Origin of the sequence: Agrobacterium fabrum str. C58 (assembly GCF_000092025.1) — a bacterium.
In the GTDB taxonomy this organism is placed as follows: domain Bacteria; phylum Pseudomonadota; class Alphaproteobacteria; order Rhizobiales; family Rhizobiaceae; genus Agrobacterium; species Agrobacterium fabrum.
Map to the genome: position 1 here is coordinate 691437 of NC_003063.2, position 22523 is coordinate 713959.

Annotated in this window: 19 protein-coding genes and 1 pseudogene; 11 read left to right on the top strand and 9 right to left on the bottom strand. The window is 54.4% G+C overall.

The annotated features are described in order from the left end of the window. Positions 1–70 precede the first annotated feature (70 nt). Genes ATU_RS16900 through tssI form a run of 4 tightly spaced genes read right to left on the bottom strand, consistent with a single transcriptional unit; the run spans position 71 to position 5769 of the window. Positions 71–802, bottom strand: a complete 732-nt coding sequence (locus ATU_RS16900; RefSeq protein WP_010973207.1) for a GAD-like domain-containing protein — start codon at positions 800–802, stop codon at positions 71–73. Positions 803–804: 2 nt separating this feature from the next. Then, complete coding sequence (locus ATU_RS16905; RefSeq protein ID WP_010973208.1) at positions 805–2385, bottom strand: polymorphic toxin type 15 domain-containing protein; 1581 nt, start codon at positions 2383–2385, stop codon at positions 805–807. Continuing rightward, the gene (locus ATU_RS16910; RefSeq protein ID WP_010973209.1) at positions 2382–3491 is read right to left on the bottom strand and encodes a DUF2169 family type VI secretion system accessory protein; all 1110 of its coding nucleotides are present in this window, start codon (positions 3489–3491) and stop codon (positions 2382–2384) included. Before ATU_RS16910 ends, ATU_RS16905 begins: the two co-directional genes overlap by 4 nt. Before the next feature lie 13 nt (positions 3492–3504). Then, entirely contained in the window at positions 3505–5769 is a 2265-nt protein-coding gene (gene tssI, locus ATU_RS16915; protein ID WP_010973210.1) for a type VI secretion system tip protein TssI/VgrG, read from the bottom strand. Positions 5770–5898: 129 nt separating this feature from the next. On the opposite strand from tssI, the gene ATU_RS16920 reads away from it, so the two are divergent. Continuing rightward, entirely contained in the window at positions 5899–6834 is a 936-nt protein-coding gene (locus ATU_RS16920; RefSeq protein WP_010973211.1) for a hypothetical protein, read from the top strand. A 1205-nt stretch (positions 6835–8039) separates the two neighbouring features. Here the strand turns inward: ATU_RS16920 and ATU_RS16925 are convergent. Continuing rightward, positions 8040–8333, bottom strand: coding sequence for a hypothetical protein (locus ATU_RS16925; RefSeq protein WP_035257612.1), 294 nt, complete (start codon positions 8331–8333; stop codon positions 8040–8042). Between the two features lie 899 nt (positions 8334–9232). On the opposite strand from ATU_RS16925, the pseudogene ATU_RS16930 reads away from it, so the two are divergent. From ATU_RS16930 to ATU_RS16945, 4 genes and pseudogenes are all read left to right on the top strand, one after another. After that, positions 9233–9805: pseudogene (locus tag ATU_RS16930) on the top strand (nucleotidyltransferase family protein). A 155-nt stretch (positions 9806–9960) separates the two neighbouring features. Then, the gene (locus ATU_RS16935; protein ID WP_010973217.1) at positions 9961–10536 is read left to right on the top strand and encodes a GNAT family N-acetyltransferase; all 576 of its coding nucleotides are present in this window, start codon (positions 9961–9963) and stop codon (positions 10534–10536) included. A gap of 70 nt (positions 10537–10606) precedes the next feature. Further along, on the top strand, positions 10607–11473 hold the full coding sequence (locus tag ATU_RS16940; protein WP_010973218.1) for a dienelactone hydrolase family protein: 867 nt from the start codon (positions 10607–10609) through the stop codon (positions 11471–11473). Positions 11474–11610: 137 nt separating this feature from the next. After that, positions 11611–12453, top strand: coding sequence for an acyl-CoA thioester hydrolase/BAAT C-terminal domain-containing protein (locus ATU_RS16945; RefSeq protein WP_010973219.1), 843 nt, complete (start codon positions 11611–11613; stop codon positions 12451–12453). An 837-nt stretch (positions 12454–13290) separates the two neighbouring features. Here the strand turns inward: ATU_RS16945 and ATU_RS16950 are convergent. Beyond that, on the bottom strand, positions 13291–13926 hold the full coding sequence (locus tag ATU_RS16950; RefSeq protein WP_035257608.1) for a hypothetical protein: 636 nt from the start codon (positions 13924–13926) through the stop codon (positions 13291–13293). A gap of 216 nt (positions 13927–14142) precedes the next feature. Here ATU_RS16950 and ATU_RS16955 point away from each other — a divergent pair, with 216 nt between their 5' ends. From ATU_RS16955 to ATU_RS16970, 4 genes are all read left to right on the top strand, one after another. Beyond that, positions 14143–14709 carry a peroxiredoxin gene (locus ATU_RS16955; protein WP_010973222.1) on the top strand — a complete coding sequence of 189 codons (567 nt, stop codon included), beginning with the start codon at positions 14143–14145 and terminating at the stop codon, positions 14707–14709. 180 nt (positions 14710–14889) lie between these two features. Continuing rightward, a complete protein-coding gene (locus ATU_RS16960) occupies positions 14890–15276 on the top strand; it encodes a GNAT family N-acetyltransferase (protein WP_010973223.1) in 387 nt (128 codons plus the stop codon). A gap of 268 nt (positions 15277–15544) precedes the next feature. Then, positions 15545–15793, top strand: coding sequence for a cupin domain-containing protein (locus ATU_RS16965; RefSeq protein WP_010973224.1), 249 nt, complete (start codon positions 15545–15547; stop codon positions 15791–15793). Positions 15794–16055: 262 nt separating this feature from the next. Continuing rightward, on the top strand, positions 16056–17141 hold the full coding sequence (locus ATU_RS16970; protein WP_010973225.1) for a MerR family transcriptional regulator: 1086 nt from the start codon (positions 16056–16058) through the stop codon (positions 17139–17141). A gap of 341 nt (positions 17142–17482) precedes the next feature. On the opposite strand, the gene ATU_RS16975 is transcribed toward ATU_RS16970, so the two are convergent. Together ATU_RS16975 and ATU_RS16980 are read right to left on the bottom strand one after the other, a co-directional pair. Beyond that, entirely contained in the window at positions 17483–17647 is a 165-nt protein-coding gene (locus ATU_RS16975; RefSeq protein WP_155276039.1) for a hypothetical protein, read from the bottom strand. A 2-nt stretch (positions 17648–17649) separates the two neighbouring features. Beyond that, positions 17650–18372 carry a DUF6892 domain-containing protein gene (locus ATU_RS16980; protein ID WP_051883816.1) on the bottom strand — a complete coding sequence of 241 codons (723 nt, stop codon included), beginning with the start codon at positions 18370–18372 and terminating at the stop codon, positions 17650–17652. Positions 18373–18923: 551 nt separating this feature from the next. Between ATU_RS16980 and ATU_RS16985 the strand changes: the two genes are divergently transcribed. Beyond that, the gene (locus ATU_RS16985) at positions 18924–20534 is read left to right on the top strand and encodes a DUF6892 domain-containing protein (protein WP_010973227.1); all 1611 of its coding nucleotides are present in this window, start codon (positions 18924–18926) and stop codon (positions 20532–20534) included. 226 nt (positions 20535–20760) lie between these two features. On the opposite strand, the gene ATU_RS16990 is transcribed toward ATU_RS16985, so the two are convergent. After that, the gene (locus ATU_RS16990) at positions 20761–21183 is read right to left on the bottom strand and encodes an Rrf2 family transcriptional regulator (RefSeq protein WP_006314131.1); all 423 of its coding nucleotides are present in this window, start codon (positions 21181–21183) and stop codon (positions 20761–20763) included. A 174-nt stretch (positions 21184–21357) separates the two neighbouring features. On the opposite strand from ATU_RS16990, the gene ATU_RS16995 reads away from it, so the two are divergent. Further along, entirely contained in the window at positions 21358–22329 is a 972-nt protein-coding gene (locus ATU_RS16995; RefSeq protein ID WP_010973228.1) for an alpha/beta fold hydrolase, read from the top strand. Positions 22330–22523: the final 194 nt, after the last annotated feature.

Genomic DNA, 22523 nt, shown 5'->3' on the forward strand with positions numbered 1-22523 from the left:
TTTCACTGAATGCAGCGCAGAATGTATTCTTGCTGAGCGCACAAGCGGAAGTGAGCCGTACGCGCATGCCTTACCTCGCCGAACCGATTTTCCTGCGTGGAGTGACTGCGCCCAAGCTGCCGTCCCCGTCGCTTGGCGGTGAATAATCATAAAGCGTGGGCGAATCGAGTGAAGCCAGCAAAAGTAAATGTTCCGGTACTTTCACCTTTTGCAGATGTTCGACATTATTCCGGCCACCAATACTGAGTGCAGGGGCGAAACCATAAATCTCACCGGGTTCAAGTTGCCCAATCCTTTCAAGAGCCAAGGGCATCATGTTTTGGTATTTTTCGTCTTCCCATGGAGCCACATATGGAGAGACGTTGAATGACAATTTAAGACCAATCATCACTTCGTCGGTCCATTGGCGCTTTTGACCTTCGTCATACCCGCGGGGCTCCACTCGGACCATGCCGTTCGGCAGATTTAACCGTATCGTCGCATCGCCGTACCAAATATCGACGTTACCGAACGCATTGTATCCGAAGGCAACCATGCGCGTTGGATCAAGCTCGGAATCACCGAGAAACACATAGTCGATAACCGGCTGAAATATAGAAGGATCGCATATCCAATACTGGCCTTTTGACCAACTGCACCAACCTTTTTCGATCCAGAATTTTACCAGAATTTCAGGCAAACGATCCTTGTAGCGCTCTACTATTTGCGCACTAGGCTTCACTATGTGGTCGATTTCGTATGCATTGAGGAGTTCCTCAATCCACTTGGTTTCAAATACGTTGTAGTTCGGCTGTTCTACCATTGTCATGTTCCTGTTAATGGCTCACCGGGGCGACTGGGGTTGCTGGGGCAAAGTCGAAGATCGACTTGCACACTGGGGCAGTTGTTCGCCGCTTGTCTCTTAGCATGCTCTGTTAGTCGGCTGGCGCGAGTATGTCCGTTTCGATTTGGATTGATCCATTGACTTCCCATAGAACTATTCTCGGAAAGGCCACCTATCCGATTTTCAATTGGCAAGGTCTGATCGACCACAGAATTATATTTCCCACCCGCGATCATGTCTGGATTATGCAATGCCGCCGCCGAATCCAGATATTCTCCCAATTTTATCGGACCCTGGATTGGACCGTACTGATCAACGTACTTTTTCTGGATACGCGGGTCGTTTCTATATTCTTGGCGCGCTTTCGCCTGCAGTGGCTCCGACAAAGCCCGCATGCCCGCCGGATTTGCTAGATATTTTGCTTGATTGGCCAGCATCTGCTGTGGACTCATATTGTTGAGCCCTTGTTCCTGCAATTCCATTTGTCGCTTGAACTCATCAATATCGATCGTACTTTTGGTGGGCATAAAGCATATTATCAATAACCGACATCTACGGTTCTCATCTTCGTCTATACGAACATTTGATCCAGGTGGCGGCACAGGGACAGGCGTAGGCTCCGGGTCCTGCGTAGGTTTATTTTTCTTTCTGTGCTCCTGAATTTTTGCAAACGTCTCAGTTCGGATGTCAGCACCACTGTCCCAGAATGGAAGTTCGTTCATTCTGCGTTGCGCATCTAAAAGCAATTTCTGTTCAAAATCATCCTGTGGGACGGTATCGGAAAAATTCATTTTGTTGGTCGGAATAAGCACACCGGCGGCGAATATTCCGATCCCCGCCAATATCGTTCCCAAACTGACACCTCCCGCGGCGGCGGCAGCCCCTCCAGCACCGGAAGTTGCTGCACCGGCAGCGGTACTTGCTCCTCCAGCCGCGGCTCCACCCGCACCTTGAACGAGTGGAGCAAATCCTGGCGTGACGAGAAAACCTAGAGCAGCGCCACCGGAAGGAGCAGCGTCAGATGAACGGTTTTGCTCTTCTGAAGCATCGGCGACTTCAATTGCACGAAGCGATCCTCGCACCGGATCATCGTCCTTGGGAGAGTTATATGTCTGCGTGCTGCGGACAAAGATCGCCTCACCCTCGGTATTCTTGCTGTTCATATGAAAACGGTCGAGGTGGCGGATGACGTGCGAACCCTCTGCACGCACCTGGTCGGCATGGCCGATCGGTTCGCATACGCTCTCCACCGTTCCAGATTTCACACCTTTTCGGACACCGGGTGCATCGCCATGGACATGTGTTGTGCACGAACGCATGACCATCGCCTTCTTACCCGTAAACCGAACGGAAGGCGTGTAATTTTTATCGTGGCCACAAAAATCCACGACAGGATAGGGAATAGGCACCACCGACGAGCCGACCGGTGTCAGGCATACATCAGGTGCCAAAGAGACGATACGCGCCTCATCAATGTCACGTAACCCCTCGCGTGGCGTCTTCGTCGTCCATGTATCGGGGTATTGTGGTTCACCGATATAGTTGTCGCGAGGGATACTCATGCTGTCTCCCTTGCAGCCGCTTCGGTTTCAGGAGCCTTCAAGCGAACCCTGGTCAGGGTAAGCGTTGTTTCACCAGCATCGGGAAGCGGAAAGCTGACGCGCCAGGTCAGAAGCACTCGTCCGTCATCGCGCCAGTCGAATTGCACGCCATCTAGTTTCAGCACATGCCATTCGTCGCGATCCTCGCGAGAGCAATGGACACCGAGGGTGAGGCCGGGCAGCGAGCCTTTCGCGACCGGATGCTCAGAACTCAGGTTAACGAGCTCGTATTTCTCGTCACCCTTGAGGTGAGGCGTCGCGACGAGATCAGGATGGGCGGCCTGCCAGAAGCGTGGATCGAAATCACGAGGCAAAAGCGGATGCCGTTCCGCAACCCATGCATCGTCATAGGTTCCGGTATATTGCTGACGGGAACGCCACCAAGGCGATACCAGGCCAAATCCCTGTGGCTCCGGCGCGTCCTTCCAGTCCAGTCGTTCGCCGGGCGACGTGATCTGAGGCGCGCGTACGGGAGGCGTGTCTGCGGGCATGTCGAGATTAACGATACCGCACCCCAGAAGATTGCGACGCTCCACATCCGCAGGGGTGTCGGTTTCGGTATCACCTGTGCCTGGAATGGTGCCGCCAAAGGCATTCGTCCAGCAGACAGCGACCTGACGGGCCGGCTCGGGATCGTTCAGCACCCAATCGCTGATGACCCGCTTCGGCTCCCTTGCGTAGAACCCTGCCCACTTTTCCTTGATGACGGGTTTCCAGAATCGTTGACCGCATACATCGATCTCCTTGGAAACATCACCGACACGAATGGAGGCGCGCCAGGATTTCTGTGGCTCCTGCGACGGTGACCATGCATCTCCCAGGAAGCTGATATCCGTGCCGGGCTTGTCAGGGGTCAGATCGCTCTGCCGCAGGAGGACTGTTTGATGCGGATCACCCTCGTAAGCGTCTTCCCATTGAAAGCTCTCCTGCTCACGAGCGATCTCCATTGTTCCGTCCTGCACATGCGTGAAGGTAGCGCGCACGGAGACGATACAATCGCGCCCTCCTTCGGCATCGAACTGACGGAAAGCCATCGCGGGAAACGGCAGGCGGTTCTGAAGTTCCAAGACCCGGCCTCCTTCAGTTCAGATCGATCGGCTTGCCGCGAAGCTGAAAATGATCCGTCGCCACGAAGTTGAAGGTCTTGCCAAGAATGATGACCTCGCCATTCGCCTTCATGATGAATTTGGAATCACCGCATTCGATGACAAACTCTTCACCGACGGCAATCTTCTTGAACTTTCCGACGCTTTCCAGCGATGTCTGGCCGACATTGGTCACCTTACTCACTCCGATCTGTTCAGCCCGCGCCACACCGACGCTATCGGATTTGAACGTACTGACGATCGTGTTCATGATGCCCGGCAGCGGAAAGAGGCCCGAGGCATCGGAACCGACGCCCGAGCCGGAGCCGGCAAGTGCCGTACCCGCATCCGCCCGCGGGCTTGGACCGGAGACAACGCCCTCGCGCGAGGAAAGTCCGCCCGCACCAAGAAAGCCGAGTGCGGATGAGGCGAGCGTGGTGGCAAAGGCCGCGACACCAGGACCACCGCTGCCGGCGATCTGGGCTGCCTGCGAAAGCAGGCCAGCGGTCTGTCCTGAAAGCGCCTGCACGCCTGCCATCGCCATCATCGCCATCGGGCCAGTGCCGCCGACAACGGTGTTCACCGAACCACCGATCTCGTGTTTCTGGTTGCCGGAAACCTCGACGGCCCGATTTCCACCGACCGAGGCGACCTCGTGCCGATCGATGCGTTTGGTGCGGTCGTTCAAGACCCGCGTCGTCTGGTCCTTCTGGGCATGAAAGAACTGGTTCTCCTTGCCGGCTTCATCTTCGAAGGTGATTTCGTTGAAACCGTCGCCCTTGTGACTGTTGGAGCGCAGCACCATACGCGTCTTGTTGGCCGGCAGGTCGTAAGGCACGGAATTGGCGGGATTGTTGACCACGCCGATAACCAGCGGCTTGTCCGGGTCGCCATCGACAAAGGCAACCATCACCTCCATGCCGATGCGCGGGATTACCTGCGCACCCCATGTGCCGCCACCCCATGCCTGGCTGACACGCACCCAGCACGTATCCGTGCCATCCTTCTTCGCCTTGCGGTCCCACGGGAACCACAGCTTGATGCGGCCATATTGATCCGGATGGATTTCCTCGCCTTCGGGGCCGGCGACGATTGCCACCTGCGTGCCCTCGATGCGTGGACGTTTGGTTGACCGGTGCGGCGTCAGCGGCACGCGGGCCGGAATTGCCTCGAAGTGATTGCGGTACTCCGGTTCGTTGCTGTTTGTCTCATAGGAGAGATCAACGATACTGTGGCTTGCCCTCACGATCACATGCTCCTCGTAGGCATGCTCGGGATGGGCAACCTCGAAAGGCGTAAAGCGGCGGCCGGCTTCCAGAATGCGCGTGGTCGACGAACCGAACACCCGGTCATGATCGGCCTCGATGGACTGGGTTCTGAGTTTCTGCGCCCGCTCGGCCTCTTCCACCGTCTTGATGCGGGCTGGATATTCGTAAAGCTCGCGCTTCGTCGCATCCGGCATCTGCACCAGCGATGGCGTCATTGTGCCCGGCACCATGCCCGGCGTCTCGAAATTCCAGTCCGCACCCGCGCGCTGGCCGGAGACATAGGAGAACCGTCGCGCCCAGTCGTTGATGTGGTTACGGTCCGACGAGCCCTGCGCCAGGCGCACCGTTCCCTCGCCCTGTGCGGCCGGTGATGGTCCGAGCCAGCCGCTGGCGCTATCGGCCACATGCAGCTTGTGGGACCCGTCCTCGTGGCTGAACCAGTAAAACAGGCCGTCCTCTTCGAAACGGCGAGTGAGATAATCGAGATCCGTCTCGTTAAACTGAACGCTGTAGTGCTGCGCAGGCGGTGGCGAAATGATGCCCGATGTATCGGGGGCGGGAATGCCGTGTTCGGAAAACAGCGTCTCGACAATCTCGACCGCCGTCTTGTCCATCCAGATGCGGCAATCGGAGCGGCGCGACAGCAGCCACATCTGCGGCCGGATGGTCAGCGCATAGGAGCGCATGCCGCGGGTAATCGGCGGCCCTTCATGCAATTCCGTCACCAGGCCGTTGAAGGGGCGGCGAACACCGCCGCCATCACCATCGCCCTGACTTATCTCGATCGAGACATCGACCAGCCGTCCGATCAGCTCCTCGGGCTTCACCGCTTCCTTCTTGGCTCGCACGGTCAGGCGAATGTCGAAGAGCTGCGATACGCCCTCCTCGACGGACAGGCGCTCCGGCAGAAGCTGATCCTCGCCGAGTGGCGAAGACACCTTCAGAACGCGGCTCGCTTGGATGAAGTCAGAGGAAGAGGGCTGGTCATTCATCAGGAACCTCGATAGCAGAGCTAAAAAATCAATCAGCTGTCAAAATCTCGACAGAATGCAATCAAACATTGTGGCGAAACCAAGGATTCAACATGAATTCTACAACCTGGATACGCCAAATATCCATGGATGAAATCTGACAAGCCGGGGCATCGAGTGACGATCGAAAGAAATCCGAGACACACAAAACACGAAGCCGATACCTACGGCCTGCGCCGCGAAAAAGCCGCCGGGGCTCACCACGGGGCCGGATGGTGGGTCAGTATCCGGCGGCGTGGCCACAGGATTGTCAGGCTGTTCAAGGACAGCATCTACGGTTCCGGCGACGAAACCTACCGTCAGGCACGCGCGTACCGCGACGCCATCATTCTTGCCATTCCGCCCGCTACCAACCACGAGCAGGCCGTGCTTCTGCGCAAAAACAACCGAAGCGGCATTTCAGGTGTCAGGCGTGTCGAGACGGCCGATGGCGATGTCTGGCAGGCAACTTTGATGACCAATGAGGGGCAAAAAAGAGAAAACTTCTCCATCGCCAAGCTAGGCGAGGAGGCGGCAAAATCGATGGCGATCACTCAGCGACGCACCTGGCTGAGGGCATTGCCGGTTACGCATCTCGCCTATGCCCATCACGCTGCCGAGGTTGCGCGCACGCAATTTGGCGACGGGCTTGCGCCTGTAGACGATGTCATGCCGGAAGCGCATTACAGCGATGCGGACATTGAGGCACGTATCAGAGCTATCAACGATCGCTTTGATGCCGAGCGGCCGAAGCGCCTGCGCGTTCGGGTCAAAAGCTACTCAACAGACAGGATATCCATTGCCGTTTCCGACGCGGGTAGCCCCGCGCGTAAAAAACTCAGGCATCTCAACAGGCGAGGCAAGACCTTGGTCGACATCATCGACACGATTAAGGAGAGCGTACGGGAGAGCGTGACGGCAATTCATGATGAGAACACCGCGTGCTGGTTCAGCTCCGAACACGCAAACAAACTACTCGACCTACGGACCTTCAATGTTGACGAAGGCTTTAACGTGCTCGTTTTTGTGCCGCCAGAGCGACATTAGACAGAAGCCAGATGGCCATCTGCAGTGACCAATAATGTACATCAGACAACATTGACGAAAAATTCCAAGGTAGCCGATCGCGACTTCGACCAGCGCAAAGCGGGAGACATAAGGGAATTTCCGAACCAACGAGTCCTGAGGCTGTTCGTCGGGTGTATTTTGGGAATTGCAGCTTCCGCTAGAGACCACCATACTTGAGCTGAACAAGTAACACTAATGGGGTTGATATGTCATTCAACGTCAACGATCTGGCTGCTGGATACGAAAACGTAACCAGTCTATTTGGGTTGTCGGCAAGGGATCAAACTATCCTGTTGTTCCGCAGGCTATTAACTGAAACCGAGCATGAATTACTCCTGGCCTCCGGGAAAACAAGGTGTTCCCAATCTACATCGTTCCAGCATATCTACAGATCGGGGGAAAACTTCAGGATATCACCTTGGCAATACCAACCCGGCATCCCGTTAGTACATATCGATGTCAGTATTATCTTTTTGACTGCGATTCTCGGGAGATCAATGCCCAACCTGCAACTCGTGACAAAAAACATTCCCCCAAATATGCGGTCGTCACACGTCTCGACGAGATCAAGGCGCTGGGTAACAGTCAACCGCAAGAGGGGCATCGATACGTGGCAAACGTCAACTACAATATCGTCAAACAATTCTTGTCATAGTTTTTGAAACGAAATCCCGGCGACATCCAGGTTTTCCAGTAGACGCAAAAAATCCGGCAATATGTAGCAAGTGCCACAAGATTCCGATGAGGTCTGGTGCTATCTCCTGAAGATGTTCAGGAGTAATGCGTGTGGCGGCAGATGTCGTTGAATTGAAGGGCGAGTTAGCGGATTTGAGATCGCAGATTGCGATCCTCGAAGACCAGAACACCAACCGCCTTCGAGAAAGTCATCCAGTTCTACTATCCGGACTTCAGAAATACCGCTTCCACGGCGATGCCCAAACAAAACGTGCGTCATCGTGGAACTCATTCAATGTGTCAGAGTCAGACAGAAGTGAGCGACTTCTTATGTCAGGTACACCCTCAGTGTCATGTCCAAACATAAAAAGGCGGCATAAGCCGCCTTTTGTCCACCCTCAGATGGTACGTCTTTCTGGCATTGCTGCCAGAATAGTCAGTAAACTCTTTCGAGTTGTTGGGCCGCAGCCACATACGATAGATAGAATGCCGGCTCGCACCTGTCAAGGTTAAGCAGCAGACGGTCTGGTCAACTCCTCCAAGTAAGCTTCGATCGCCGCCTGCGTTTCTGTTACGTGCTCGGCCTTGATTTGCTTCATTTCGGTGGCGTGCTTCTCGCGCAGTTCCGCGAACGCATGCTCTTGGTGAGTTTTGAAGCGGTCACGCAAGACCACGATCCCGTTGGCGACACAGTCCAGAACTGCACTGAAATCCGATGTCGAAATCTTCGGGACTTTAAGTCTATAGTTGCCGCTCTGGTCACTTCCGTGAAAGCGCTCCAAGCGGCTGAGCCGCACCGTCATCACGTGGTTACAGATAGCCCAGGCGTTCCGGCCGTCACCCGCCGGGCTGCGCTCAAGTTTGTGGATGTATGGAGGTAATTTCCCTCGAGTACAGTTCGCAGGCACATTGCTCGTGATTGGAACAAATACCACATGTTCACTTGCGTCGTGCAGCGTCTTCGCCCCGGACAGGATGATACCTTGGTGATACCCAGTGAACTCTGGCTCAAGGGAATCGATGAATGTCCCGATCCAATAGACCTCGCGGGGGGACGGAGGGAACGTGATCGAAATCTTTTTGGTATCCCAATGGTCAAGCGCTCCCCTTCACTTTACCTTGGTCGTATCCACTGCCGTGGTTACCGCCGTTTCCACGGCAGTAGAAGTCTCTGTATCCCCAGCATTAGTCTTCACTGTATTCACGAATGTTGAACTCCTGTCGGGCCAGTCGAATTTCCATAGGGCTATGGTCACCGGGATGACCGGCGGTTGCAAGCGGAACCGTTCGACGTCATTTTACCTTCCCTAACTAACTACAAACTCTTTCTATTCAGGCTCCTGCCATCAGTAGTCAACTTCTCTCGGTAAATCTCGCCCAATCGTGCCTTTGCTCGCCACGGACGAGCGTTCTGAAGTGGGATATTGCCAATCGTCCAGCGTAGCAATTTGTGCCTTACAATGCCCGACAATGCGCTGATCGCCTACAGGGGGGAATATTGGACGCCGATAAGGGGTCAACATTCCGAGCCGATTGACACCCTGATATCACGAGGTACCTGCCCCCTACCCTCCCCTCAGGATAAACGCGTAGGCGATTTCCCATCAAAAATCGGCCAAACTCGATTAGGATCGGGAAGCCTCTGAGGACATTCGATCAGTTGCATGCGATGATGATCGCAGCGAGCAAAAGGCAACAATCAATGACTCTGCAATTTCAAAGAGAACTGGAATCAATTGCCTTGGCCAGTCTTCTGTTAGCTCCGATCATCGACGCTTGGGATACCTTGGCTTTGCCGGACAGTTGGATCGCGGCGGGTATTATCGCGCAAACGGTGTGGAACCACAGGTTCGGCCTGCCGCTCATGCATGTCATAATTGATGTCGATTCAATTTACTTCGATCCTCATGATCTCACGGAAACCGGCGAAGCAAAACACGCAGCGTGAATCCGCTCAACACTCGCTGGGCTACCCGTCCAAATCGACATAAAAAATGAGGCTCGGGTCCACATCTGGTACGAGAAAAAATTTGGCCATCAGATAGCGCCCTGTAGCTCTTCCATAGATGCAATTGGAAGTTTCCCGACGACGGCAACAGCAATCGGTTTAAAGCGTGAGCGAGGTCGAGTCCTCATCAATGCACCTTTTGGCCTCAACGACCTGATGAGCGGCATCGTTCGCCCCAACAAGCGGCAAATATCCGAGGCAGTTTACACAGCGAAGGTCGAACGTTGGACTGCCATCTGGCCAAACCTTCAAATCATTCCTTGGTAAAGGCGAAAGGTCGGCCGCGCTCAAGCCGATTTACTTACTATTCAATCATTCCCAACAACATCGTCAACACGCTGAACATTTGTTTGCAGGACGTCTGTGCGATAACTGGATCATGCCCACACCCGACAATGCGACCATCGGAGAGATCGTTAGTTATGATGAAGTCGCCGCCGACGAGAATTTTAACAACGCGTCTCTTGCTGCGGGCTGCACGTGCCAAGGATGCCGGGATACTGTTCGTTGAATACGCCGGGAACGTCCAAGCCTCAGAATTTTTGCCACGGGGTCCTCATACGTGGCAATCGACAACCGAAAAACTCATCAGTGCGTGGGGCGAAACCACCTGGGGCAAGACCAGCCGTTTTGTCTGGACCATTATCGACCGGCGTGCCAACAGACCGATCGGCATCTTCCTCATGTTCATACCGGATGATGAGACGGCAGAGATACATTACGGATTGGGACCTGCGTTCTGGGGGCATGGCTTCGCAGCCGAGACTGGCTCGGCGGTCATGCAATGGGTCCGCGAGCAATCAACATTATCCGAAGTCCGCACAGTGTGCGCAGCAGACCACAACGCAAGCTGCCGCGTTTTGGAAAAGATGGGCCTTGTCCGAGGTCAATTGATTGAACAGGCCTTATCGATGAAAGCGAGCGGCCGAAAAATCGATGGGTGGTCATTTATCTGGAAGCGCAGCGACAGCGAAGGACCGGCAGACGTCGTGACGTAAAACCACCGGTAGCGTCCGTTGTCGATTTCGTTTTCTCTGCTAGCTTGTCACAGCCTCGGAGGAGAACGTCATGATCTGTAAGTCATTCGCGGCCCTGCTCGCCATCGTTACCGTCGTCACGACAAGTATCGCCCTTCCATCTGCTGCCAACGAGGTCCGATTTACCAGTGATGCCGGCAAACCCAGCGCATTCCGCGAGAAGCTTGCGAGGCAAAGGGGGGAAACGCTGCCGCCGTACCAGGGCGTCCCTTTGGTAGGGTTTCTTAGCCGTCCAAAAGGCGACGGACCATTTCCGGCTATCGTTATTTTACATGGATGCGGAGGCTTGGGGCCAAGGCTCAAGGATGATGTTTCTGGGCGGTTGGTTTCGCAGGGTTACGTGGTCCTCGTTGTCGACAGCTTCGCAACGCGACAAATGAAATCGACATGCGCGACTACAGAGAGGGACGTTGTCTTTACGATATCCGACCGCGTCTACGATGCTTACGGCGCGCTGGATTTCTTGTCGAAGGAACCATTCGTCGATGCAAGCAGGGTGGCCTTGATGGGTTTTTCGGCCGGCGGCGTAACTGCATTGACGGCGACAAAATCAGGTGGCGTTGAGCAGCTCCAGGACAAAAAGTTTAAAGCTGCGATAGCGTACTATCCGACCTGTTCTGCGACTGATGGCGAGGCAACGGTGCCGACGCTCATAATGGCAGGCGAACTGGACGATTGGGGGCCTCCTGCCAAATGCAGACAGAGGCTGGCCAACTTGAGTGAAAAAGGTTCAGAGATTCGGCTCATTGTTTACCCTGGGGCTTTCCATGACTTCGATGTCCCCGCGGCAAAGCCGGGCACGGTCTACTTCGGTCATCGGCTCGAATACAGCGCCTCCGCCACGGCGCAAGCGAACAAGGACGTCGATAGCTTCCTGCGACAGGAGCTACGAAACTAGCCTGCTGGTCCTCGCTACGGTGACAAGGGGTCTACATAAGGTGGACGGCCCAGTCTGATGATGCAAAACCTTAGAGGCGCGTCGTACATGTGATTGTAGCGCTCATCATTCACAGACCGCTTACGAAGAGACAGAAAATGGTCGCCTACGACGTCGAGCAACTGGAAGGCAAGGTGAGAGGCGCTTTGCTTCAAGGTACCAACTCAGGCAAGACGGGAGTGATCGTTCTTGGCGGGTCGAGCGGCAGGGTCGACACGACGCGGGCAGGATTATTCGCGAATACCGGAGCACGAGCCTTAGCGTTGCAGTGGTTTGGCGGAGCCAATCAACCGCCGGGGATATGCGAAATACCTCTCGAAACTTTCGTTGACGCAACCGATCTTTTGATTTCGAGAGGGTGTGATCGAACAGTCTTTGTGGGAACCTCGAAGGGCGCAGAAGCTGCTCTGCTAGCATCAACCATTGATCATCGCATTAACGTGGTCATCGCAATCAGTCCAAGTTCCGTGGTCTTGGGCAACATTGGAGCGGGAGTGGACGGCATATCGTGGCCTGAACGATCATCCTGGTCTTTCAAGCGTAGCCCACTAGACTTCGTTCCGGCCGATATCAACTGGCAGAAAGACTACCGGGATGGCCTTGTTTCCTATCGGTCGTTTTTCGAAAAATGCCTCTCAAACGATGTTCAGCTAAACGAACGAGCCAGAATTCCGGTCGAATCGTCCCCTGCCGACTTGATCCTTGTGGCTGGTGGAGACGACGCGCTTTGGCCATCAGGATATTTTGCGAGGCAGATACTCCAGTCGAGGCAGGCGCACGGAAGGCAGGCTACGCTGATCTTCGATAAAGATGCTGGGCATCGCATTCTCCTGCCCGGCGAGACGACACAACGATCAAAACTCCATGCCCATGGCGGAAGCGACGAAGCGGATGCGAAGCTCGGGCAGAACGCATGGCGAGCGATTAGGGAATTGCTGTGAGGGCGTCAGCCGGCAATGTACACGTCCTTCAAAAGGACAATGCGTGTTTATCGAACGCGGGGAACTACGGGATTTTCCAGAAAGCGCCGTCGGAAAACTCCCGCAACAACCACACCCAGTCCAAATCCGGCAATCGATCTTGCTAGCAAAAGGTCAGGCAAGGAATACGACACAAGCCAGTAAAAGGCCCCAAATGCCAGGAATAATGTTGCGATAAGACTAAGCTGGCCGTCCGTGACCGCTCGACGAAAAGCCACAAAATGAAAGCCGACGACGCTCCCCATGCCCGGCCTGCATTGCGAACATCCGGCTCTCGCGGCGCTTTACGATCTCGACAGGTGTTGACCGGCACACGCCATGTTGGACGTCGCGAGGGCAAAGCCCTATGGTTCTCATGTGGAATGGATCGAGAGGACGGCTCAGTCATTCCGCTCAGACAAGCGATTTGATCTCATCATTATGACCGGAAACGCCTTCCAGGAATGGCACCGACGCGGCGGATAGCTTTCGAATTAGACACTGAAACGGTTTCGCGGCTGGTCCAGCAACTAGAGCCTGATCTCGTGAGGCTACGGTTCGGTCGACCACCCGGATGCTGAAAGGGCACTCTGGCTCTACACCCTTTTTCATCGGGTGAGCATGTGGTGCTGGCTAACGAAGATTGGTGTTGGCGCGGAAGCCGAGGACGGTCCTGGCGGTCTGATCCGTGATCTGCGCGAGATGGTTGCTTGAGGACTGCGGAGCGAAAGAGCTTCCGTCGTCAATAATCTCAAAGGCTGCTTCAGGCCGAACCTACCTCGCCCTCTTGCAGCGAAAATGCCGTGGACCTTCTAAAAGTTACTTGACCGCACCATCGAGATAGAGGTCTTCACCTCGTTGCAGCGGTGTGAAAGTGAAGTCGTCTTTTCTCAAAAAGCGGTCGAACCAGCCCAAAAGATCGTCTGTGGTCGCCGAGTTGCGATAGCCGACCAGCTTGACGGTCAGAGGAGCACTGAAGGCTATGTCAAAGGCGGTGTCGAACTGGGTTGTGCCAGAAAGCCGAACCGAAAACGTGCCGCCACCATCGTGACGGATGGAGATTTCCGCGCTAGAGAAGAACTCGTCGCTGTAAATGGTGATGAGACCGGGGGCTTCCCACCAATCTTCCCTAGTCAAAGCGTTTGGAGTTCCCTCGCCCTGGAAATCTATCAAAATTTCCTCGAGGCTTCGAAAATCACGGTTCTTAAAGTGCTTCAACGGAATTTTGAGCCACTGTGTATCCAGACCCGGATTCAACCACTGAGAGACGTCATCCTCGGGATCATTGTTGGGATCGAAGAAAAATTTCGGAGATTTCACTTCTAAATCCAGCACGACGTAGTCCCCCAGCTCCTGACCCGGCCAAGAGCCACTTGAGGCCCGCAAGGTGACGCGTGGCTCTTCGACTGAAAGGTCGAGAGGATATTTCTGATAAACAAGTCTGAAATGTCCCATGCAGTTCTCCGGTACGAAAACTCTTCGTTGATTCGGCAAGATAGCGGTTGATGGTATACTTTGTCATCGCACCTGTTTCAGGAACAGACCGCCCGTAGCTGTTGCTTCTCCCTGAAGCGGTTGACGGCTAGGCAGGCCGGACAGTCCGGTTATTGCAGCGGCGTGAAATTCGTTTAGTTTCCTCGCGTTGGCGACCGAGAGGACATTGGCGTGGCTATGGGAAACAATTTCGTGACATCATTGATCCCACATGACGACGGTGCAGCGAAGCATTTGCCAGGGATGGAAATGCCAGATGTTACATTGGCAGCAACCGACGGCACGACTGTCGACCTTAGAGGACCGGGTCTGTCCGTCGTATATGCCTACCCACGCACCAGCCCGCCGGGTGGCAATGCGATTGACGGATGGGAGGAAATACCCGGGGCTAGAGGCTGCACACCTCAATCTTGCGCTTTTCGCGACCATTTCGCTGAGCTGAGGGGATTAGGGGCCAGCAATCTTTTTGGCCTTTCGACGCAGACGAGCGAATATCAGAGAGAGGCTGCAGAACGGCTCCATTTGCCGTTTCCATTGCTTTCCGATCATTCACTTTCTCTGGCGAAGTCCCTTAGCCTGCCAATGTTTGAAGCGGGTGGGCTCACCTTGCTCAAAAGGCTGACGATGGTCATCGAAGATGGCAGGATCAAGCATGTTTTTTACCCTGTAGACCCGCCTGATAAAAACGCGGATGCAGTGATCGTCTGGTTAAAAACAAACTGCCATTCCAAAGCACACGGATGAGTGTCTTGGCCAATTGCGGCAGCAACCCTCATGGCAGGAAGCAGTGTCTGTTGGGACAAGCAACCCTTCGACGCAGCGAATTCCGACGAAATAGTCTTCCCGATCGAGGCGGTGTACAAAACTGCCTGACCATGACTATCTTCGAAAACGTCGCGTGCACAATAACTGGAGAGCGGCAACATGGTGACGCTTCGGATTGATCCGTTCCCGCGCCAAGACGAGCTGAATGTGCTTTGGTTAGAAGCCTGGGGCAGCGAAGGGCCAAAAGACTTTTCCGGCATATTGTCACGCAGCCTTGCCCATATTGCGGCTTATGAAGATGATCGCCTCGTCGGCTTCGTGAATGTGGCGTGGGACGGAGGTGTCCACGCCTTCATCCTGGACACCTGCGTTATTCCCCGGATGCGACGAAGAGGTATCGCTGCCCGCATGGTGGTAGACGCCACAAATGTAGCGCGAGAGCGCGGAGCGAATTGGTTACATGTCGACTTCGAACCGCATCTGAGTTCATTCTATCAGAGTTGCGGATTTCGGCCGACCAAGGCAGGACTCATCAAGCTCAAGTGATTTAAATCGGTCGCTCTCTGTCGGGTTGTCAGCAATGCGCCAACAGTAGTCATACGCCCAGATCGTACAGCGTCACCGTCGATCAATTACCGACATTTGCACTGCTGCACGTTTGATGTTTAGTCTGGGCTCGAACGGCTGGCCTGACTAAGAGAGGAATTTCAATGCAAAAAAAGCAGTCCTCCTCCAACGCGCTCAATGGGCCGAAAAAGAGAGCGTATGGCAAGGCGAATTTGAAGGGAGCACATTTGGCGCAAACGTCTCGGTCATGTTTTACACCACGGACGAAATCGGCCGCGGCCCCAAACTACACAAACATCCTTATGATGAAGTATTTATAGTGCGGCAAGGACGAGCGTTTTTTACCATTGGCGAGCAGCAGTTGGACGTTAGAGAGGGTCAGATCGTGTTTGGACCGGCCAACTTACCGCACAAATATGTAAACATGGGTCCGGGCCGTCTAGAGATGACCGATATTCATGTTACCGATGAATTTGCTCAAGAAGACTTAGAGTAGCTACCCGCTGCTTCCAACATCCATTGCGGTCTTTTCCATCGGACGCAACTACGGCAGCTTTTTGGCCGAGAGCCTTCATGCTTGATCGGCTGCTTTGCGCCAATTGCGGACATTGCGATTGCCGCAAAACTACCTATTCTGCGACGTCGTAAAAGTCAGGAAAACGAGTGTCGCTTTAATTGGGATTTTCGCGACAGCTCAATTTTCCGCTTGAGCCGGACCTAGCGTCATACCGTATTGAAAATTCCCGAAGGAGTTTTTGATGCACGATCGCCGAAATAGAGGTCAAGTTTTACTGACCGCGTTGGAATGTGCAGAGCAGGTCGGTGTTAGCATTCGAGCACTTCGGCTCTACGAGCAATATGGCCTGATCTCCCCGCGCCGTACCTCCAAGCAATGGCGACTATACGGCAGCACCGAGATCGTTCGCCTGAATGAAATTTTGGCCCTCAAAACCCTCGGCCTTAGCCTGCGCGATATAGCAAAGCTTCTGGAAGGACAGGTCGCTGATTTGGAGCAAGCACTTTCATTGCAGCGCGAAGCTTTAGCAAACTCGAAGGACCGTGCCATACGAGGGTTGCAGGTGATCGAAAGTCTGCAATCGAAGATTCGATCCGGAGGCACACCGTCGATTGATGATCTTACCAATCTGGCAAGGGAAACTCATATGACTGAGACTTCTAAGGATACCGCAGCCTGGCGTCGATACGAACAGATGCGTCCGAGAGAGGAGGTTCCGATCAATGCGGACCTCCTCGACACCTTTTCGGGTGCCTACGCGACTGCCGACGGAACGCTTTCAATTGTCACCAATCACGGCGGCCAACTTGCCTACAGGATTGTAGGTCAGTCCGACATCGACATATTTCCAGAGGCCGAAACCGAATTTTTTATGAAGGTTCTGCCGGTTCAAATAAAGTTCTGCCGCGACCACGATGGCAGGATCGATGGTCTTGTTCACCATCAGAACGGGTTCGAGGATCACGCCCGAAAGGTTGCCGTAGACCCGATACTCCGTATCGAGGTTGAGATTCAGCAGCGAATCCGAGATCAGAAGTCAATGCCAGGGAGTGAAGACATCCTGCGCCGCCTGATTGAGGAGCATGCGCGGGGGGAACCCGACCTTGACGGTATGGCACCAGCATTGGCGGCGCTCGCAATCGAGCAAAAAGACTTTATCCAAAGCGAGCTGGAGAAAGCTGGCTCCTTAAAAGCCCTGTCGTTTAAAGGCGTTCAGCAAGGCCTCGATATTTATGAGGTCGGGTTTGAAAATGCGAAAATAGAATGGGGTTTCGCAGTCACGTATCGGGGCAAAGTCAGCCACCTCTATTTGCGTCCAGCTCTGTAACGGCGAACCCCGTCGCAGAAATGCGAACTTTCACAACAGATTTGCCGCAGCTGAAATCAAAAAGGGAATTTCTGTCGCAGAACTCGGTCGCAAAACTCAGAGTTTCGCGGCCGAGTTCTGCGACGGCGTACGTCCCCAATGGGCCAAATGCAGCCTTGGCGGCAATGCGCCAAAAGCTAACATGGTGCGGGTTGCTCTCGATCAGGAAGCGAACCACACGGTGCGAGTCATGGTGATCGTAGATCGTTCGCACTACGCGGGATAGCGGCTGGTTACCGTACGTGATTCCGCAGGCTCGCCAAGGCTTCTACGACGCGATCACGAGCGGCCGCTTCTATTCGTCAATCGATTTCTGGTTCATTGATGACCGCCAAAACCAAGAAGTCATCATCGCGCTCAGCACAAATAGAAGGCATCAACCCAAATCTTTTGTTGAGGTCGCTTTCGATGCCCTTGTTGATGGTCCGTTTGGCGGCGTCAATTTTCGAAAGCGCACCGACGATCACAGTTATTGGTATACGGCGCGGTTCTCATCGTAACTGGATACCCAATGGACCCAGACAGAGATTCCCCTGGCCTTCAACACTTCCATTACCTGTCGATTGGGATGCCCCGGCGTCGTAACATCTGCGTAAAGCTGGTCGTCGAGGACACGGACGCTTCGTAGACCGGGCATGTCGAGCAGAGCCGGGATGTTCTCTAACGCGATCCCTGCATTGATGGTCTCGATCTTGAATGGCGGCAGGAGGTCACGAAGGTCCACAGTCCCGATCATCGACGTTAAATCAAGACTCTTGATGTTCGGGCAGTGCTTGATCCCGGCAAGGCTGTTGATGTCAAAGATACCGTCCTCTCCATCCCAGAAGAACCAGACATATCGATAGATGGAACTGCCTCCATCCAGAACAAGCTCGTCGATCTGATTCAGTAGGTCGGTCGAGAGAGGGTAGCGATCCAGGTAGGCTCGAACTGCGGGAATGGGCTTGTAGCCTTCGTTCTCAAGATCGACGGGCCGCCCAAGAACATGCTCGGCAAGCTGTTGTGGAGTTCCGAGATCGATCATTTGTTTGTCAATCAGGCTGGATAGGATCGCAAGCTTCAGATTAGGATCACCGAACGGCGCACCCGAGATATCTCCAGGCGCAGGGTAGCGTGATCCAGTAGCCATCCGCGACCATCCAAGAGTTGCGAGAATACCTCCCGCGGCCACGAAATCACGTCGTTTCAGCATAAATGTGCTATATCTCCATGAAATTGAGCCGTTTTACCGCGCTGACCTGCTTCAATAGCAGGTTTACCGAAAGTAGCCTACACTGACTCAGCGCGAGATCGGTGTCCGGAATGGGCCGACGGCCGTCATGGGCCTGAAGCGCCAAAAGCTGACATGGTGCGGGTTGCTCTCGATCAGGAAGCGAACCAGACGGTGCGAGTCATGGTGATCGTGGATCGTTCGCACTACGCGGGTTAGCGGTTGGTTACCCCATGTGATTCCGCAGGCTCGCCAAGGCTTCTACGACGCGATCACTAGCGGCCGCGTCTAACGGAAGGATAGGGCGAGGAGGTTCAAGGTATGCAAAAGGAAACGTCGTCATCCAGGCATGAGGCTGATGCGGTGTCGCTGGCCGACACTCGACCTATCGTTGATCTCGCAACTTCTTTACTCTTGATGGCTCAAAGCGCTTCGGGGTAGGTTTGCGTCCAATAGGACCGCTTATTGTGTGGGGAACTGCCTGATGCAGTGCCATGTCTTTCAAATCAGTTCGAAATCGATTGTGAGCAGATATGACGTTTGAAGAAAGCCTGGATTTTCTCGATTCTTATGAGCCAGACGATTATCGATCCCTAAAAACCGCCCAGGAAAACTGGAAATCACTGATCAGCGAAGATCGTGGCAACGTAGAACGACTCTACGATATCTACTTTGCGACGATCAAAAGTTTCCTCGGTGAGAGTGACGCTTTGGCTCTAACCGGTGTGAAAGCTTATAATTTCATTCTTGCATTTTCAGGCACGACAACTGTCGCCAGCCATGGCGGCAAAGAAGAAGCGTGGCGCATTCTCAATGAGCGGCACGCCCAACATCTCGACCTTCTGCGACGCGCGATCGAACGACCTAATAGTGTCGTCAGTGAAAAATTCAGCAGGACAAAAACGGGAACCTGGGCTGATATCGTTACATCGATGCTCGACCTTTATTATTGGCATAAGCCTTATAGCAACCACGACGAAACGCTCAGAATCGAAGCAGCCATGCTCGTTCCCAAGATCTACCGGGCGTTCCCGGGGCATAAGAGTTTTCTCCTGCCCGACCACTTGATGCTGCATCCAGATGCAATCCGCGAAGCTGGTGACCTGATCCGGTTCTACATCCTGGAAAAAGGCCAGCACGAAGCCCCTCTGCTTGTGGACCTTGCTTACGATATGTTCGGGTTCCACTCCGACAAAGGCAAGCCGGCGCACGCCCAATCGGCCGCAATTCTGCAACATGCTCTCAGCGACCCATCTTCCTGGATGGAACAACAACTCGAACAGTTTCTGGAGCAGGTCGTTTTTACGCCTCTGGATATCCAGACATATTCGCAACAAGAGGCTGAAGCTCTCCTGCAATCGACCATCGCCAATTACGAACGTCTGCTGCGGGAAAATAAATATGAAAGTCATCTCGGCACGTCAGCACAAACCTACCGCGAACGCGACGAAAAAACCCTTCAGGCGCATCGCGCAACCCTCAACTTGATCCAGAGTGATTTCGACGCCTGGAATAGAAAACGTCGCGACAAGGCGGTGCAGCGGCTTGCCGTTTCTGCAACAACCCGCAAGGCGTTCAAGGTTATCGAAACGAAGCTCCCTGCCCCTTATGCTGAGCGCATTAGCGCGCTTCTCAAAGAGGCCGGAAACTATTCAAGCCGTCCGAAACTTTACCCCCCGCACAAGCCATCCGAAAATCGGTTCAAGGACATTGGCTTGAAGCTGTTGGTCATCGAAGAGCTTATGTACCGGCAGAAAGTGCTCAAGCCGCAATTCGATATCCACCTGTTTGCGAAGGAATATGAGAAGCGGGAAATTTCGGTTGAGATTGACGGCTACGAGATCATCCCGGAGGTCGAGACCTACTTCAAAAATCTGCCCATATCGGACGAGCTGCTGGCCAAGGTCGAAACGCTGCGCCAATCCAGCGGATTGGACGGTGGGTCCGAGTTTATCTATCACCTCTACCCATTCTGGGACCCCGGTAGTGGCGATAAAGCCATTCCCGTCAGCAACAAGGCGATTATTGATCTGGAGCTTTTGCCAAACCTGAAATTGATCAGTGGACTGGAAAACAGCAAGCCCACCCCAAAGCTGCTGAAGGCGCTTGCTGCGCGCGACATCAAGGTTTCGACCGAGGAGTAGCCTGTTGAGCAGGATCTCGAAGTAAGAGCACTCGACCAACGATGACATTGCTATCGTGATGCTGAACCAGTTGCGCTTTGAACCCACGTGGTGGACGCGCGCAGTATTCTGAATATTTAAAAATTGCGGCACTCATTCTGGCGCGCGTTGTATAGCAACTTCGGCTGCTTTGAGCCGGATGCCGTCATGACGTCAATGCCCCAACAGCGGTCATGACCCGCGCTACTTACTTCGTCGCGACGGCTGTTTCAGCGATCTGTGCTAGCGTTGTTTCCGAGTAGGCCGTTCTCAACGCAGCTTCAGCCAAGCAATGCGCACGTTCGAGGACGGCGTTCGAAGCGCGTTCGACGGGGCAATTTGGATGGTCTTTCGACAATGGTGCGGGGAGCATTTGACCTTCGACCAAAGCACGCTGAACATCAAGCACAGTGATCTGATCAAGCGAACGGATCAGCTTCCACCCGCCTCCGCGGCCACCTTCCGATACTACGATGCCGCTCTCGCGGAGGGCTCCGAGAGTGCGGCGAACGACCACTGGGTTTGTGTTCAGCATCTGCGCAATCCGCTCAGATGTCTCCCTGCCTCCTAGCAGCCCCATGTGGACCAGCACGTGTAGCATCCTTGCAAGACGACCATCGGTCTTCATCATCAATCTTTCTGCAACAATTTTTGTTACGGTATCTTGACCGCCACAATCAATGCGTAACATATATTGTTACGAAAAACGAGGCAAGTCAGTATGCTTCGTAGAACCTTCATCGCCCTGGCACCGCAACTCGTTGTCTACGGTTCCGTCAAACGGGCATTAAGTCATGAGGCTCCTATGAAAGACACTATCATTTCGACAGCTACGATCAGCATAAGCCTCATTGAGGCTGGACAAGGTCCGCTGGTCTTGCTCTGCCACGGCTTTCCTGAAACCAAATATGCTTGGCGACACCAGATCGAGGCATTCGCGCGCGCAGGCTACCGTGTCGTTGCGCCCGACATGAGAGGGTATGGGAAGACAGAAGCTCCGGAGCGTCCAGACCAATACACCGTTTTCCACACGGTAGGCGACCTTGTGGCACTTCTCGATGCTCTCGGCGAACAGCAAGCGGTCGTGGTCGGGCATGACTGGGGCGCAACAGTGGCGTGGCAGGCTGCACTCATGCGGCCTGACAGGTTCCGTGCCGTCGTTGCCTTGAGCGTGCCGATGATGGGTCTGCCGCCTATGCCTCCTTCGCGGATATTCCCTCAGGATGACAAAAGCTTGTTCTACACGCTTTATTTTCAAGACCCTGATGGAGCCGAAGCCGAGTTCGGCCGGGATGTCGCCCTGACGTTACGCAAGCTGATCTTCGCGGCAAGCGGCGAAGCCGGTCCCCGCTTGCCCGGTGACAGTACCCCCAATCCTTTCGGCATGGTCTCGCGGTCCATGGGGCTGTTAGAAAGCCTGCCGGAGCCCGCTGCGCTGCCAGATTGGTTGCCCGCCCCCGACTTCGACCGCATGGTCCGGGACTTCCAGGCATCAGGCTTCCGAGGCGGTTTGAACTACTACCGAAACCTCGATCGGAACTGGGAACTGCAGCGTCTCGCCGCTGGCCTGAAGATCACGGTTCCTGCGCTGTTTATGATCGGCGAAAGGGACACTGGTCTCAGCATGCCGGGAATGGATCAGATCATTGCGGAAATGCCGACGCTTGTTCCCGATCTCCGCGGATTGCATACCATTCCTGGGGCGGGCCATTGGCTTCAGCAAGAGAGGCCAAAAGAGGTCTCGACGGCGATTTTGAGGTTTGTGGAAAGCGCCTAAGGGACCAAGTTGGTGCTCTATGACGGTAATAAGATGTCCGCAATGGGCCAACTGATGTCATGACGACGATCTGTTTCGCGCAAGACGTTACGAAATCGATGATCGAGGCTTATCGCTGACTTGAACCACGGGCGGCGCTGGGAACTGCGGGCAAGTTAGTCCCTCGACTCATTTCCAGGACAAGCCGCCGGAAG

Excerpts from the sequence above, each read along its gene's own strand:
- ATU_RS16950 (WP_035257608.1), bottom strand. The coding sequence starts at position 13,926 with ATGGGACATTTCAGACTTGTTTATCAGAAATATCCTCTCGACCTTTCA.
- ATU_RS16920 (WP_010973211.1), top strand. The coding sequence starts at position 5,899 with ATGAAATCTGACAAGCCGGGGCATCGAGTGACGATCGAAAGAAATCCG.
- ATU_RS16945 (WP_010973219.1), top strand. The coding sequence starts at position 11,611 with ATGGTCGCCTACGACGTCGAGCAACTGGAAGGCAAGGTGAGAGGCGCT.
- ATU_RS16985 (WP_010973227.1), top strand. The coding sequence starts at position 18,924 with ATGACGTTTGAAGAAAGCCTGGATTTTCTCGATTCTTATGAGCCAGAC.
- tssI (WP_010973210.1), bottom strand. The coding sequence starts at position 5,769 with ATGAATGACCAGCCCTCTTCCTCTGACTTCATCCAAGCGAGCCGCGTT.
- ATU_RS16935 (WP_010973217.1), top strand. The coding sequence starts at position 9,961 with ATGATGAAGTCGCCGCCGACGAGAATTTTAACAACGCGTCTCTTGCTG.
- ATU_RS16965 (WP_010973224.1), top strand. The coding sequence starts at position 15,545 with ATGTTTTACACCACGGACGAAATCGGCCGCGGCCCCAAACTACACAAA.
- ATU_RS16995 (WP_010973228.1), top strand. The coding sequence starts at position 21,358 with ATGAAAGACACTATCATTTCGACAGCTACGATCAGCATAAGCCTCATT.
- ATU_RS16990 (WP_006314131.1), bottom strand. The coding sequence starts at position 21,183 with ATGATGAAGACCGATGGTCGTCTTGCAAGGATGCTACACGTGCTGGTC.
- ATU_RS16955 (WP_010973222.1), top strand. The coding sequence starts at position 14,143 with ATGGGAAACAATTTCGTGACATCATTGATCCCACATGACGACGGTGCA.
- ATU_RS16900 (WP_010973207.1), bottom strand. The coding sequence starts at position 802 with ATGGTAGAACAGCCGAACTACAACGTATTTGAAACCAAGTGGATTGAG.
- ATU_RS16970 (WP_010973225.1), top strand. The coding sequence starts at position 16,056 with ATGCACGATCGCCGAAATAGAGGTCAAGTTTTACTGACCGCGTTGGAA.
- ATU_RS16980 (WP_051883816.1), bottom strand. The coding sequence starts at position 18,372 with ATGCTGAAACGACGTGATTTCGTGGCCGCGGGAGGTATTCTCGCAACT.
- ATU_RS16940 (WP_010973218.1), top strand. The coding sequence starts at position 10,607 with ATGATCTGTAAGTCATTCGCGGCCCTGCTCGCCATCGTTACCGTCGTC.
- ATU_RS16925 (WP_035257612.1), bottom strand. The coding sequence starts at position 8,333 with ATGACGGTGCGGCTCAGCCGCTTGGAGCGCTTTCACGGAAGTGACCAG.
- ATU_RS16905 (WP_010973208.1), bottom strand. The coding sequence starts at position 2,385 with ATGAGTATCCCTCGCGACAACTATATCGGTGAACCACAATACCCCGAT.
- ATU_RS16960 (WP_010973223.1), top strand. The coding sequence starts at position 14,890 with ATGGTGACGCTTCGGATTGATCCGTTCCCGCGCCAAGACGAGCTGAAT.